This window comes from Taklimakanibacter lacteus (genome assembly GCA_003576695.1).
Taxonomy (GTDB): Bacteria; Pseudomonadota; Alphaproteobacteria; order Rhizobiales; family Aestuariivirgaceae; genus Taklimakanibacter; species Taklimakanibacter lacteus.
In genome coordinates, this window is sequence record QOZQ01000002.1 from 374,586 (window position 1) to 388,314 (window position 13,729).

General features: G+C 64.2%; 12 protein-coding genes. 8 read left to right on the forward strand and 4 right to left on the reverse strand.

The genetic code is table 11. From position 1 onward, the window contains the following. Positions 1-111: 111 nt before the first annotated feature. From DT068_RS04875 to DT068_RS04910, 8 genes are all read left to right on the forward strand, one after another. Positions 112-1,107, forward strand: a complete 996-nt coding sequence (locus tag DT068_RS04875; RefSeq protein ID WP_119388651.1) for a BMP family lipoprotein — start codon at positions 112-114, stop codon at positions 1,105-1,107. A gap of 31 nt (positions 1,108-1,138) precedes the next feature. Then, entirely contained in the window at positions 1,139-2,647 is a 1,509-nt protein-coding gene (locus DT068_RS04880) for an ABC transporter ATP-binding protein (RefSeq protein WP_119388652.1), read from the forward strand. Next, positions 2,644-3,756, forward strand: coding sequence for an ABC transporter permease (locus tag DT068_RS04885; RefSeq protein WP_119388653.1), 1,113 nt, complete (start codon positions 2,644-2,646; stop codon positions 3,754-3,756). The genes DT068_RS04880 and DT068_RS04885 overlap by 4 nt, the downstream gene beginning before the upstream one ends. 108 nt (positions 3,757-3,864) lie before the next feature. Next, positions 3,865-4,836 carry an ABC transporter permease gene (locus DT068_RS04890; protein WP_119388654.1) on the forward strand — a complete coding sequence of 324 codons (972 nt, stop codon included), beginning with the start codon at positions 3,865-3,867 and terminating at the stop codon, positions 4,834-4,836. Continuing rightward, positions 4,836-5,234 (forward strand): cytidine deaminase, encoded by a 399-nt coding sequence (locus DT068_RS04895; RefSeq protein ID WP_119388655.1) that lies wholly within the window; start codon positions 4,836-4,838, stop codon positions 5,232-5,234. The genes DT068_RS04890 and DT068_RS04895 overlap by 1 nt, the downstream gene beginning before the upstream one ends. Beyond that, positions 5,231-6,034 (forward strand): purine-nucleoside phosphorylase, encoded by an 804-nt coding sequence (locus tag DT068_RS04900; protein ID WP_119388656.1) that lies wholly within the window; start codon positions 5,231-5,233, stop codon positions 6,032-6,034. The genes DT068_RS04895 and DT068_RS04900 overlap by 4 nt, the downstream gene beginning before the upstream one ends. A gap of 208 nt (positions 6,035-6,242) precedes the next feature. Next, positions 6,243-7,565 carry a thymidine phosphorylase gene (deoA, locus tag DT068_RS04905; RefSeq protein ID WP_438816414.1) on the forward strand — a complete coding sequence of 441 codons (1,323 nt, stop codon included), beginning with the start codon at positions 6,243-6,245 and terminating at the stop codon, positions 7,563-7,565. Next, entirely contained in the window at positions 7,562-8,743 is a 1,182-nt protein-coding gene (locus DT068_RS04910; RefSeq protein WP_119388658.1) for a phosphopentomutase, read from the forward strand. Before deoA ends, DT068_RS04910 begins: the two co-directional genes overlap by 4 nt. Before the next feature lie 66 nt (positions 8,744-8,809). Here DT068_RS04910 and DT068_RS04915 read toward each other — a convergent pair whose 3' ends face one another. The 4 genes from DT068_RS04915 to hrpB all read right to left on the reverse strand — a co-directional run bounded on the left by DT068_RS04915 (position 8,810) and on the right by hrpB (position 13,639). After that, positions 8,810-9,571: an ABC transporter permease gene (locus DT068_RS04915; protein ID WP_119388659.1), complete on the reverse strand. Its 762-nt coding sequence runs from the start codon at positions 9,569-9,571 to the stop codon at positions 8,810-8,812. Continuing rightward, a complete protein-coding gene (locus tag DT068_RS04920; protein ID WP_119388660.1) occupies positions 9,568-10,494 on the reverse strand; it encodes an ABC transporter ATP-binding protein in 927 nt (308 codons plus the stop codon). The genes DT068_RS04915 and DT068_RS04920 overlap by 4 nt, the downstream gene beginning before the upstream one ends. 103 nt (positions 10,495-10,597) lie before the next feature. Next, on the reverse strand, positions 10,598-10,939 hold the full coding sequence (locus DT068_RS04925) for a hypothetical protein (RefSeq protein WP_119388661.1): 342 nt from the start codon (positions 10,937-10,939) through the stop codon (positions 10,598-10,600). 234 nt (positions 10,940-11,173) lie between these two features. Continuing rightward, entirely contained in the window at positions 11,174-13,639 is a 2,466-nt protein-coding gene (gene hrpB, locus DT068_RS04930; RefSeq protein WP_368904438.1) for an ATP-dependent helicase HrpB, read from the reverse strand. Positions 13,640-13,729: the final 90 nt, after the last annotated feature.

Consider the following 13,729-nt stretch of genomic DNA (forward strand, 5'->3'; position numbering starts at 1 on the left):
GCCGGGTGGCCCGGGTCGAAGGCTTGAACGCCGGGCCGGAGGGGCAGGTTCCTCGATCGCCGGTTCCGCGCTCAAGCTGGAGCAAAGATAAAACCCTCAGGGAGGTTCTAAATGATCAGGAAGCTGTTTGCGGCCGTTGCCATGACGGCATTGATGGCGGGCGCGAGCTTGGCGGCCGAGGTGAAGCCGGCGGTCGTCTACGATCTCGGCGGCCGCAACGACAAATCCTTCAACGAAAGCGCTTATGTGGGGGCCGAGAAGTTCAAGGCCGACACTGGCATCGCTTTCCAGGATTTCGAGATCCAGAATGACAGCCAGCGCGAGCAGGCCCTGCGCAAATTCGCCGAGCGCGGATTTTCGCCGGTCGTCGCCATCGGCTTCAGCCATGCCGAGGCGGTGAAGAAGGTCGCGGCCGAGTTCCCCGATACGCATTTCGCCATCATCGACATGGTGGTCGATGCGCCGAATGTCGCCTCCATCGTGTTCAAGGAGCATGAAGGCAGCTACCTGGTCGGCGTGCTGGCGGCACTTGCGTCGAAGACGGGCAAGGTCGGTTTTGTCGGCGGCATGGACATCCCGCTCATCCGCCGCTTCGCCTGCGGCTATGTCGGCGGCGTCAAGGCCACCGCCAAGGATGACGAGGTCTTCCAGAACATGACCGGGACCACGGGTGCTGCCTGGACGGATCCGGTGAAGGGCGGTGAGCTCGCCAAGTCGCAATTCGACCGTGGCGCCGATGTCGTCTACCACGCGGCCGGCGGCACCGGCATCGGCGTGCTGCAGGCGGCGGCGGATGCCGGCAAGCTCGGCATCGGCGTCGATTCGAACCAGAACGGCCTGCATCCGGGCAAGGTGCTGACCTCGATGCTGAAACGCGTCGACGTAGCGACCTACAATGTCTTCAAGGCCGGCCAGGACGGTACCTTCAAGGCTGGCGTCACGGTGCTCGGCCTCGCCGAAGGCGGCGTCGGCTGGGCGCTCGACGACAACAACAAGCCGCTGATCACCCCCGAAATGAAGGCGGCGGTGGACAAGGCCGAGGCCGACATCAAGGCCGGCACGGTCCAGGTCCACGATTACATGTCGGATTCGGCCTGCCCCTATTGACCGGGTCCGGATAATGGCATCCACCAAGGCGATGGCGGCACCTCCCGCCATCGCGCTTGCCCATATCGACAAGCGCTTCGGGCCTGTCCACGCCAACAGGGACATCTCGCTCGAAATCGGGAAGGGCACCATTCACGGCATTGTCGGCGAGAATGGCGCCGGCAAGTCGACCTTGATGTCGATCCTGTTCGGCTTCTACCAGGCCGATTCCGGCGAGATCAGTGTCGACGGCGAGGTGACGCGCATCATGAGCCCCACCGATGCCATAAAGGCCGGTATCGGCATGGTGCATCAGCATTTCATGCTGGTCGGCAAGTTCACGGTGCTCGAGAATGTCGTTCTCGGCGCCGAGGGCGGCTTCGTCCTCAATAGCGGGCTCGCCAAGGCGCGCCGCGAGCTGGAGCGTCTCGAGAAGGACTATGGTCTGCAGGTCGACCCCGATGCGGTCATCGATGATCTTCCCGTCGGGTTGCAGCAGCGTGTCGAGATTCTGAAGGCGCTTTATCGCGGCGCCGACGTGCTCATCCTCGACGAGCCGACCGGCGTGCTCACCCCCAGTGAGGCCGATCATCTCTTCCGCATCCTCAGGCAGCTCAAGGCGCAGGGCAAGACCATCGTCCTCATCACCCACAAGCTCAAGGAGATCATGGCGGTCACCGACCGTGTCTCGGTCATGCGCCGCGGCGAGATGATCTCGACGGTCGCGACCGCGGACACATCGCCCGAGCAGCTCGCCGAGCTCATGGTCGGAAGACGCGTGCTGCTGCGGGTCGTCAAATCCGAGCGCGAACCCGGCCGCACGGTGCTTGAAGTGAAGAATCTCGTGGTGAAGGATGCCTCCGGCACGACCAAGGTCAACGGCGTGTCTTTCGTGGTGCGCGCCGGCGAGATCGTCGGCATTGCCGGTGTGGCGGGCAACGGCCAGAGTGAATTGCTGGAAGCGATCACCGGCATCAGGCCGCCTTCCTCAGGCGAGATACGGCTCAATGGCAAGCCTCTGCCCTGCGATGCGGCGGAAGCCCGCGCCCAGAAGCTCGCCCATGTGCCGGAGGACCGCCACCGCCTCGGTATCGTGACATCCTTCGATGCCTGCGAGAATGTGATCCTGGGCTATCACGGTGATGAGCTCTACCAGAAGGGCATCTTCCAGGATCGCCGCGCCATCAGATCCGATACCGAGAAGAAGATGCAGGATTTCGACGTCAGGCCGCAGGACCCCAATCTGCGTCTCGGCCTGTTTTCCGGCGGCAATCAGCAGAAGATCGTGCTGGCACGCGAGATCGAGCAGGACCCCGATCTCCTGATCGTCGGCCAGCCGACGCGCGGCGTCGATATCGGCGCCATCGAATTCATCCACAAGCGCCTCATCGCCATGCGTGACCGCGGCAAGGCGGTGCTGCTGGTTTCCGTCGAGCTCGACGAGATCAGGGGGCTTGCCGACCGCGTGCTGGTCATGTGCGGCGGCGACATCACCGGCGAATGCGCGCCCGAGACGCCGGAGAAGCAGATCGGCCTGATGATGGCAGGGGCGGCGGCATGAGCGGGCCGTCGCGAGAATTGCCGCGCTGGGTCGATCTCGGCCTCATTCCGCTGATCAACCTCATCGCCGCCTTCCTCGTCACCAGCCTTGTCTTCCTCGCCATTGGCGAATCGCCGATCGAAAGCGTCGGCATCATGCTGAACGGCGCCTTCGGCTACGGTTCGGGACTGGGCTACACGCTGTTCTACACGACGAACTTCATCTTCACCGGGCTTGCCTTCGCCGTCGCCTTCCATGCCGGCCTGTTCAATATCGGCGCCGAAGGCCAGGCCTATCTGGGGGGCTTGGGCGTGGCGCTGGTCTGCTTGCCGCTCGGCTTCCTGCCGATGGTGATCGTCATCCCGCTCGCCATCATAGGGGCGGCGCTGTTCGGCGCCGCCTGGGCCTTCATCCCGGCCTATCTGCAGGCGAAGCGCGGCAGCCATGTGGTGATCACCACCATCATGTTCAATTTCATCGCCTCCGCCTTGATGATCTATCTGCTCGTCAATGTGATGTCACCCAAGGGATCGATGAATCCCGAGACCCGCACTTTCGATCCCAATGCCCATTTGCCGCTCATCCACGATGTCTTCGCCGGCCTCGGCATCGAGATCGCCCGCTCGCCGCTCAACCTGTCCTTCCTCTGGGCGCTGATCTGCGCCGTCGTCATCTGGCTGATGCTCTGGCACACGACGCTCGGCTATCAATTGCGCGTGCTCGGCGCCAATCCGGCCGCCGCCACCTATGCCGGCATGAAGCCGCCGCGTCTCATCATCATCGCCATGCTGATCTCGGGCGCGCTGTCGGGCTTCCTGGCGCTCAACGAGATCATGGGATCGCAGAACCGATTGCTGCTCGAATTCACCGCCGGCTATGGCTTCGTCGGCATCGCGGTGGCGCTGATGGGCCGCTCGCATCCTTTCGGCATCGTGCTCGCCGCCATTCTGTTCGGCGCGCTCTATCAGGGCGGCGCCGATCTTTCCTTCGACAAGCCGACTGTCACCCGCGACATGATCGTGGTCATACAGGGCCTCGTCATCCTCTTCGCCGGCGCGCTCGAGCACATGTTCCGCCCGCAGATCGCGCGGCTCTTCCAGGGCTCACGCTTCAAGGCGAGGGAGGCTTAGTGATGCGATGGAAAGATTGTGGATACCCCACTCTACCGTCATCCCGGCGAAAGCCGGGATCCATTGATTGGGTAATTGAACGGGTTTGGGAGCTGAAACAGTAACGCCATGGAATGGCTCGATCTCATAGCCCAGGTGTCAGGCTCGGCGATCCGCTTCTCGGTGCCGCTGCTCTTCGCTTGTCTTGCCGGTCTCTATTCCGAACGTGCCGGGGTGTTCGATATCGGCCTCGAAGGCAAGATGCTGGTTGGCGCCTTCACCGCCGGCACCATTGCCGCCCTCACCGGCTCCGCCTGGCTGGGTCTTCTCGCCGCCATCCTGGCTTCGGTATTGTTCGCGCTGATCCACGGCTTCGCTTCGATCACCCATCGCGGCAACCAGATCGTGTCCGGCGTGGCGATCAATTTCATCGCCGCCGGCCTTACTGCGCAATTGGGCGAGACCTGGTTCAAACTCGGCGGCCAGACGCCGCAGCTCACCAATGACGCGCGCTTCATGGGCTATGCCTGGCCTTTCGCCGACGCCTTGCGCGGCGTGCCGGTGCTCGGACAGATCTATTCGCAGATCCTCTCCGGCCAGAACATCCTCGTCTATCTGGCCTTCCTCGCCGTGCCGATCACCTGGTGGCTGCTCTACCGCACCCGCTTCGGCCTCAGGCTCCGGGCGGTGGGCGAGAATCCCGCCGCCGTCGACACCGCCGGGATCTCGGTGCCGTCCATGCGCTATGCCGCTGTCGCCTGTTGCGGCATTCTCTGCGGCTTCGCCGGCGCTTATCTCTCGATCGCGCAGAGCGCCGGCTTCATCGAGCATATGACGGCGGGCAAGGGCTTCATCGCGCTGGCGGCACTCATCTTCGCCAAATGGCGCCCCGTTCCGGCCATGTGGGCCTGTCTCCTGTTTGGTGTGCTGGATGCCATCTCCATCAGATTGCAGGGCGTGCCGATTGCCGGCATCGGCACCGTGCCGGTGCAGCTCATGCAGGCAGTGCCCTATATTCTGACCGTCGTCTTGCTGGCGGGCTTCATCGGCCATGCTGTCGCTCCCAAGGCCGGCGGCGTGCCCTATGTGAAGGAAAAATAATGGCGGACAAACCCCTCATTGCCGCGGCCGTCGCAGCGCGGTCAAAGGCTTACGCGCCCTATTCGCGCTTCCTCGTAGGTGCGGCGGTGAAGGATGAGACGGGTGCCATCCATGCCGGCTGCAATGTCGAGAACGCCGCCTATCCGCAAGGCACCTGCGCCGAAGCCGGCGCCGTCGCGGCGATGGTCCTGGCCGGTGGTCGCAAGATCGTCGAGGCGGCCGTGGTCGGCGCAGGCGAGGGGCTGGTGACGCCCTGCGGCGGCTGCCGGCAGAAATTGCGCGAATTCGGAAGCCCCGGTCTCGCCATCCATGTCTGCGACGAGACGGGCATGGTGAAGAAGAGCTTCACGCTCGAGGAATTGCTGCCATCCTCCTTCGGGCCGGAGAATCTCGCATGATCAGGGCCGTCGACATATTGCGGCAAAGGCTGGGAACGCTGCGTCCAGAGACTGCGATCGTCCTGGGGTCGAGCCTGGGGCCGGTGGCCGACGCGGTGACGGCACCACTGCGCATTCCCTATCGCGACCTGCCGGAATTCCCGCAGCCGAAAATCTCCGGACATTCGGGCGAAGTCTTCGCCGGTCTGCTCGCCGGCAAGCCGGTGCTCGTGCTGCGCGGGCGCGGCCATCCCTATGAGAAGGGGGACGCCGCGGTGATGCGCCCGGCGATCGAGTCGCTGCAGTTGCTGGGCGTCACCCAAATCATCCTCACCAATGCCGCGGGCTCGCTTCAGCCCAAGATGCGGCCGGGCAGCATCATGCTGATCACCGATCACATCAATTTCTCCGGCATGAATCCGTTGATCGGCGAAGAGGGCGACAAGGGCTTCGTGCCGATGACCGCGGCCTATGACGTGAAGCTCGCCGATGCCTTGCGCGCCGCCGCCAGGGCCGAAGCCATCGAGCTTCACGAGGGGGTCTATGTCTGGTTCTCGGGCCCGAGCTTCGAGACGCCGGCCGAGATCCGCATGGCGCAATCCTGGGGCGCCCATGCGGTGGGCATGTCGACGGTGCCGGAAGTCATCCTGGCGCGCCGTTTCGGCCTCAAGGTTGCGGGCCTCTCGGTCATCACCAATCTCGGCGCGGGGATCGAGGGCGCCAGCCCCAGTCACGAGGAAACCAAGAGCGAAGGCGTCAAGGCGGTGGATGACATGGTGAAGCTGCTGACACGCTTCTGTGCTGCAGGAGAGGGTTCGTGACGACTTCGCTCAATACCCTCGCCCCGCGAAGCGGGGAGAGGGAAGGGGCCAGCCGCAAAGCGGCGGGAAGGGTGAGGGGCCTGTGCGAAGTCTCATGCTGTTCTCTCATCCTACGCGACACAATTCCAACGAAGCCCCTCACCCTCCCATTGCTGCGCAATGGGTCCCTCCCTCTCCCCTCTTCGAGGGGCGAGGGTAAGGATCCCATCTGATGCTTGCCCAGGAATTCATCCGCCAGAAGCGCGACGGCAGGGAGCTTGCTTCTGCCGATATCGCCGAATTCATTTCCGGCCTGACCCGCAATGAAGTCTCGGAAGGCCAGGCCGCCGCCTTCGCCATGGCGGTGTTCCTGCGCGGCATGACGCGCGCCGAAGCGGTGGCGCTCACCCGCGCGATGCGCGATTCTGGCACCGTTCTGTCGTGGAAAGACATCGGCCGGCCCATCGTCGACAAACATTCGACCGGCGGCGTTGGCGACAATGTCTCGCTCATGCTGGCGCCGATGCTGGCGGCGGCGGGTGCGGCGGTGCCGATGATCTCCGGCCGTGGCCTCGGCCATACCGGCGGCACGCTCGACAAGCTCGATTCCATTCCGGGCTATGTCTCGCAGCCCGATATCGATCTGTTCCGCAAGGTGGTGAAGGAAGTGGGCTGCGCCATCATCGGCCAGACCGCCGATCTGGCGCCCGCCGACAAGCGCCTCTATGCTATTCGCGACGTCACCGGCACGGTGGAATCGGTGCCGCTCATCACTGCCTCCATCCTGTCGAAGAAACTGGCGGCAGGACTGGAAGAGCTCGTCCTCGATGTGAAGACCGGCACCGGCGCCTTCATGGCGACGGCCGAAGCGGCGCGCGAGCTGACCGAGAGTCTGGTCAGCGTCGCCAATGGCGCCGGCCTCAGGACCTCCGCCCTCATCACCGACATGAACGAGCCTCTGGCAAGTGCTGCCGGCAATGCCGTCGAGGTCGCCAATGCGCTTGATTATCTGACCGGCGAGAAGCGCGATGCGCGCCTCCATGCCGTGACCGTGGCGCTCGGCGCCGAGCTTCTGGTCCTGGCCGGCCTGGCGAAAAATGCCGCTGAGGGTTCGGTTTCTCTGGAGAAAACGCTGACCTCAGGCGCTGCCGCGGAGCGTTTCGCCGCCATGACCCGCGCTCTGAGGGGGCCTAAGGATATTCTCGAGAAGCACAAATCGCTGCTGCCCAAGGCACCCATCATCCGGCCGGTGATGGCGGAGGCCGAAGGCATCGTCAGCCATATCGATACGCGCGCGCTTGGCATTGCGGTGATCGAGCTCGGTGGCGGCCGCCGCGTGGCGAGCGACAGGATCGATCACGCCGTCGGCCTGACCGGCCTTGCCGGCCTTGCGGCACCTGCTGGCCGCGATCATCCATTGGGTCTCGTCCATGCCCGCGACGAGGCTTCATTTGCGCGCGCCGCCGATATGGTCCGCAAGGCCTATCGCTTTGGCAAGGCGCCGGCCGTATCATCGCCGGTATTGACCCGCATCGGGCCTGAGACCCTATGAGCCGCGCTTTTCTTTTCATCCTCGATTCCGTCGGCATAGGCGGCGCGCCCGATGCCGAGCGCTTCGGCGACAAGGGATCGAACACGCTGGGCCATATCGCGGCGCAAGTCGGGCTTTCTTTGCCGAACCTCGCATCCCTGGGCCTTGCTCACGCCGCCCAAGCGGCCAGCGGTCATATGCTGAAAGGTTTCGATGCCGGAACGCCGCTCAAGGGCCAATGGGGTTTTGGCGTCGAGAAATCCAACGGCAAGGACACGCCGTCCGGCCACTGGGAGATTGCCGGTGTGCCGGTGACCTTCGACTGGGGCTATTTCCCGAAAACCGTGCCGTGCTTCCCCAGGACGCTCACCGATGCGATCATCGCGCGCGCCGAATTGCCGGGACTTCTCGGCAACACACATGCATCGGGCACCGATATCATCGCCGAATTCGGCGAGGAGCATATGGAGACATCGAAGCCGATCATCTACACCTCGGCCGATTCGGTGATCCAGATCGCAGCACATGAGGAGACCTTCGGCCTCGAGCGTCTTTATGAAGTCTGCGAGATCGCGCGCGAGCTCTCATATGAACTGAATATCGGCCGCGTGATCGCCAGACCCTTCGTCGGCGCCGATGCGCGCGATTTCACCCGCACCGGCAACCGCAAGGATTATTCGATCCCGCCGCCCTCGCCGACCTTGCTCGATTGCTTGAGCGCGGCCGGGCGCGAAGTAATCTCGATCGGCAAGATCGGCGACATCTATGCCCATTCCGGCACCGGCACCGAGATCAAGGCGGTGGGCAATGACGCGCTGTTCGAGGCGACGCTTGCCGCCATGCCCGATCTCAAGGAAGGCGGCCTCGTCATCACCAACTTCGTCGATTTCGACATGCTCTATGGCCATCGCCGCGACGCACGCGGTTATGGCGCGGCGCTCGAGGCCTTCGATGCCGAGCTGCCGCAGGCGCTGGCGCGGCTGAAGCCGGGCGATCTCCTTATCATCACCGCCGATCATGGCTGCGATCCGACCTGGCGCGGCACCGACCACACCCGCGAATGCGTGCCCATCCTCACTTTCGCGCCGGGCGCAGCACCGGGAAGCTTCGGCCGCCGCGATGGCTTTAGCGATATCGGCCAGACGATTGCGAAGCATCTAGGGATCGCGCCGCTGGAGCACGGCAAATCCTGGCTCTGACAACAACCAAGATCGTCACCCCGGCTTTCGCCGGGATGACGAAATTGGAGTGAGCGGATCGCTGGCCTAATTCTTCAGCCGGTATCCCGTCCTGAAGATCCAGGTGACGATGGCGAGGCAGGCCACCAGGAACAGCAGTGTGATGGCGAGGCTGATCTGGATCCCGACATCGGCGGTGCCGAAGAAGCTCCAGCGGAAGCCGCTGACCAGATAGACGACCGGATTGGCGAGCGAGATCGTGCGCCAGAGAGGCGGCAGCATGTCGATCGAGTAGAAGCTGCCGCCCAGAAAGGCGAGTGGGGTCACAATGAGGAGCGGGATGAGCTGCAACTGCTCGAAATTCCTGGCCCAGATGCCGATGATGAAGCCGAACAGGCTGAAGGTGATGCAGGTCAGGAACAGGAAGGCCAGCATCCACACCGGATGCTCGATATGGAGCGGCACGAAGAAGGCGGCGGTGGCGAGCGTGATGAGGCCGAGCATGGCGGATTTGGTCGCCGCCGCCCCCACATAGCCGATCACGATCTCGAGCGAGGAGACCGGCGCCGAGAGCAGTTCATAGATCGTGCCGATGAATTTCGGGAAATAGATGCCGAAGGAGGCGTTCGAGATGCTCTGCGTCAGGAGCGACAGCATGATGAGGCCTGGCACGATGAAGGCGCCATAGGTGACGCCGTCGATCTCGGCGATGCGCGAACCGATGGCGCCGCCGAAGACGACGAAATAGAGCGAGGTCGACAGCACCGGCGAGACGACGCTCTGCAGCAGCGTGCGGAAGGTGCGGGCCATCTCGAATTTGTAGATGGCGCGGACGGCGTGGAGATTCATGACCGTTCCCTCACCAGATTGACGAAGATCTCTTCGAGCGAACTCTGTTTCGTGTTGAGGTCGCGGAAGCGGATGCCGGCCTCGGCCAGGTCATGCAACAGTGTCGTGATACCGGTGCGCTCGCCCTGCGTGTCATAGCTGTAAGTGAGCTCATGGCCGTCGGCGGAGAGATCGAGCTTGTGATGGGCGAGTGCATCGGGGATCCTGTCGAGCGCCTTCGCCAGCTCGAGCGTGATCTCCTTCTTGCCGAGCTTGCGCATCAGCGCCTTCTTTTCCTCGACCAGGATGATCTCGCCTTTGTTGATGACGCCGACACGGTCGGCCATCTCTTCCGCCTCGTCGATATAATGCGTGGTGAGGATGATGGTGACGCCGCTCTCGCGCAGCGAGCGCACCAGATTCCACATGTCGCGCCGGAGCTCGACATCGACGCCGGCGGTCGGCTCGTCGAGGAACAGGATGGTCGGCTCGTGGCTCAGCGCCTTGGCGATCATCACCCGCCGCTTCATGCCGCCCGACAGCGTCATGATCTTGCTGTCTTTCTTGTCCCACAGCGACAGGTCCTTCAGCACCTTCTCGATGTAAGCGGGATTGCTGCTGCGCCCGAACAGGCCGCGGCTATGCGTTACCGTCGCCCACACCGTCTCGAAGGCATCCGTCGTCAGCTCCTGCGGCACCAGGCCGATCTTGAAGCGCGCCTGGCGGTATTCGCCGATGATGTCATGTCCATCGGCGATCACGCGCCCGGTCGAGGCGCGCACGATGCCGCAGATGATGCTGATCAGCGTCGTCTTGCCGGCGCCATTGGGGCCGAGCAACGCGAAGATCTCGCCTTTATGGATGTCGAGGGTGACGTGCTTGAGCGCTTCGAAGCCCGTGGCATAGGTCTTCGAGACGTCGGATATGGAGACGATCGGTTGCATGGGAAATTCGCAGCTGGTGGAGCGGTCGGGCCTATATGGGGATGGGAGCCGTGACCTTTTATAGGGTCAGGCGCCATTTGGCGAATTTTCCTTTGTGGGGCCTTCAGCCCGCCGCGCCTATGGCCCGGCCGTAACGGAAGGTGATGGCGAGGATCTGCACGGTTTCGGGAAGCTCGATCAGGAATTCGGGATCACGCGGCAGGTGATGGATCTTGCGCGGGTCCTTGCCGGCAAAACGCGACATCGCCTCGATATTTTCCCAATAGGAGATGGTGATGAATTCGCTCTCTGTGGCGCGATCCTCGCGCAGCTGCTCGACGCCGAGGGCTTTCTCCTCCAGCGGCCTGATGCCGGCTTCATAGAGATAGCGTGCATATTCGTCGGCTCTCGCGGCTGCGACGCGACCGCGCCAGATACGGGCGATGGTTGGAGATTTTTCCGCCATGTGAGTCTCCTCTGGCGGGCATTATGCCGGATAACAGAACCATAAACTGTCAGCAGGTGCCGAGGGTTCCGGCAGTCAGTCGAGGAGACGTCTCGCACCCATCCACAATCCGTCATCCCGACGCAAGTCGGGATCCATTGAATTGGCGAAGCGCGGGCAGCACCGCCCGGTTGATTCTATTCAGGGGGTCCCGGCTTTCGCCGGGATGACAAAATGATGGGGCTAATTCACCTGCTATCGTACTCGGTTGGGCTTCACCGCCGGCGTGTTGAGCGGGTCTTCCGGCCAGGGATGCTTGGGATAGCGCCCGCGCATCTCCGATCGCACCTGCGGATAGGCATTGGCCCAGAAGCTTTTCAGGTCCTGCGTCACCGCCAGCGGTCGCCTGGCCGGCGAGAGGAGCTCGATGCGCAAGGCGGCCCGGCCATCGGCGATGCGCGGCGTGTCGGCGAGACCGAACATTTCCTGCAGCCGTGCCCGCAGGACAGGATCGCCGTCACTTTCATAGTCGATCGTGATTTCGGCGCCTGAGGGAATGGCGACATGCCGGGGCGCCAGCCTGTCGATCCGCCGTTTCAGCTCATGCGGGATGAGGCCCTGGATGATGGCGAACATGTCGAGCCGTTCGAGATGCGCTCGCCGCGTCATGCCAGCGAGATAGGGGGCAAGCCATTCATCGAGCGTTGCGAGCAGGGCGTCGTCGCCGAGATCGGGCCAGCCATCCTCCGGAAAGATCCGCCGCAGGAACCTTGCCCGCGCCCGGAGCGTCTGGGCGGCATCGCTCCAGGGTAGCGACGGCAGGCCCATCTCTTCGACACCCTTGGTCATGGCGGCGGCGATCGCGTCCGGATCGGGCGAGGCGAGCGCCCGGTCGTCGAGGACAAGCGCGCCAAGCTTGCGCTGGCGGTTGGCGACGACGACGCCTTGCCGTCCGTCCCAGCGCACGATGTCGCTGGTGGCGATGTGACCGGCAAAGAGGCTCTCGATCTCATCGCGCGAAAGCGCCGCGGCGAGGAAGATCTTCTGATCGCCCGTCATGCCATCGGTCGTCGCCACGGCAAGGAAATCCTCGCGCGCCAGGGGATCATGCTCCGCCAGGATGGCGCCGCCGCCGCCCGACAGGCGGAAGCGGCCCCGCGCGCCTCGTGCTTGCGCGACGCGGTCAGGCCAAGCGAGTGCGACGAGCGCGCCGGGCGACAGATCGGGCTGACCGCCCTCGGCGATGCCGGCAATACCGCGGATCTGCCGCGCCGCCGCCCTGATGCGCTCGCGCAGAGCTTTGTTGATCGTGCCGCGACGGAGCGCATTGAGCCGCTCGCCGATATCGGCGCCGGCATCGCGGCCGAGAAGATCGCGTTCCGACAGCAAGGCAGCGAGATCGGCGGCGAGCGCGCCTGAATTGAGCTCCCTGGCACGCGCGATCATATGGGCAAGGCGCGGATGCAGGGGCAGTTTCGCCATCAGCCGGCCCATCGGCGTGATGGCGCCTTTGGCATCGAGGGCATCGAGGGCGATGAGCAGGTCGCGCGCCTGCGCCACGGCGGCCGGAGGCGGCGGATCGAGGAAGCGCAAGGCGGAGGCGTCGCTGACCCCCCAGTTGGCGAGCTCGAGCATCAGGGGCGAGAGATCGGCAATCAGGATTTCCGGCTCGTCATGTGCCTTGAGCGCCCGCATCTCCTGCTCGGGCCACAGCCTGATGCAGATGCCGGGGCCTTGCCGCCCGGCGCGCCCGCGCCGCTGATCGGCGGAGGCTTGCGAAACGCGCACCGTGGCGAGTGCCGTCATGCCCGTGGCGGGATCGAAACGTGGCGCCCGCTTGAGGCCTGAATCGATCACCATGTCGATGCCGTCAATGGTGAGGCTCGTTTCGGCGATTGTCGTCGCCAGCACCACCTTGCGCGTGCCATCGCTTGAGGGCTTGAGCACGGCGTCCTGGTCGGCGAGAGCCATCGCGCCATAGAGCGGCATGACCTTGGCCGGGAGCGGCGTCTCGTTCAGCGCATCCTCGGTGCGCCTGATCTCCGCCTCGCCGGGCAGGAAGGCGAGCACGCCGCCCTTGGCTTCGCTGAGATTGCTGCGGATGGCGCGCGCCACCTCACGCGACAGTGCTGCTCGTTCGGAGCGCTCGCCATAGCGCGTCTCGACCGGAAAATGCCGTCCGGGCGCCGAGACAACCGGCGCATGGCCCAGATGTTTCGACAGCCGCGCCTCATCGAGGGTTGCCGACATGACCAGGATCCTCAGATCCTCGCGCAACGCCGCTTGCGCATCGAGGGCCAGTGCGAGGCCCAGATCGCCATCGAGGCTCCTTTCATGGAACTCATCGAAGATCAGGAGGCCGACATCGCTGAGCGCGGGATCGGCCTGTAGCCGTCGTGTCAGGATGCCCTCGGTGACCACTTCGATGCGGGTCTGGGCTGAAACCTTGCGGTCGAGCCGCACCGCATAGCCGACCGTGGCGCCGACCTGCTCGCCCAGCGTCTGCGCCATGCGGGAGGCGGCGGCGCGCGCCGCCAGCCGCCGCGGTTCCAGCATCACGATCTTTGCGGTGCCGAGCCAGGGCTCGGCCAGGAGGGCCAGGGGGACGCGCGTCGTTTTACCGGCCCCTGGTTCGGCCGCCAGGACGACATTCGCATGTCCGGCTAAGGCTTGGGCCAGGCTTGGCAAAATGGCTTCGATGGGCAGGTCGGGCACGGTCACGGGTCAAACAGGCTTAAGGCTGTAACGTCAAGGGTAGATCACCGATCACTTCAGCTCATTTAGACCTGATGCGATCAGCGTGATCGGATT

Coding starts and splice junctions, on each gene's coding strand:
- DT068_RS04875 (WP_119388651.1), top strand. CDS start 112: ATGATCAGGAAGCTGTTTGCGGCCGTTGCCATGACGGCATTGATGGCG.
- DT068_RS04880 (WP_119388652.1), top strand. CDS start 1,139: ATGGCGGCACCTCCCGCCATCGCGCTTGCCCATATCGACAAGCGCTTC.
- DT068_RS04885 (WP_119388653.1), top strand. CDS start 2,644: ATGAGCGGGCCGTCGCGAGAATTGCCGCGCTGGGTCGATCTCGGCCTC.
- DT068_RS04890 (WP_119388654.1), top strand. CDS start 3,865: ATGGAATGGCTCGATCTCATAGCCCAGGTGTCAGGCTCGGCGATCCGC.
- DT068_RS04895 (WP_119388655.1), top strand. CDS start 4,836: ATGGCGGACAAACCCCTCATTGCCGCGGCCGTCGCAGCGCGGTCAAAG.
- DT068_RS04900 (WP_119388656.1), top strand. CDS start 5,231: ATGATCAGGGCCGTCGACATATTGCGGCAAAGGCTGGGAACGCTGCGT.
- DT068_RS04910 (WP_119388658.1), top strand. CDS start 7,562: ATGAGCCGCGCTTTTCTTTTCATCCTCGATTCCGTCGGCATAGGCGGC.
- DT068_RS04915 (WP_119388659.1), bottom strand. CDS start 9,571: ATGAATCTCCACGCCGTCCGCGCCATCTACAAATTCGAGATGGCCCGC.
- DT068_RS04920 (WP_119388660.1), bottom strand. CDS start 10,494: ATGCAACCGATCGTCTCCATATCCGACGTCTCGAAGACCTATGCCACG.
- DT068_RS04925 (WP_119388661.1), bottom strand. CDS start 10,939: ATGGCGGAAAAATCTCCAACCATCGCCCGTATCTGGCGCGGTCGCGTC.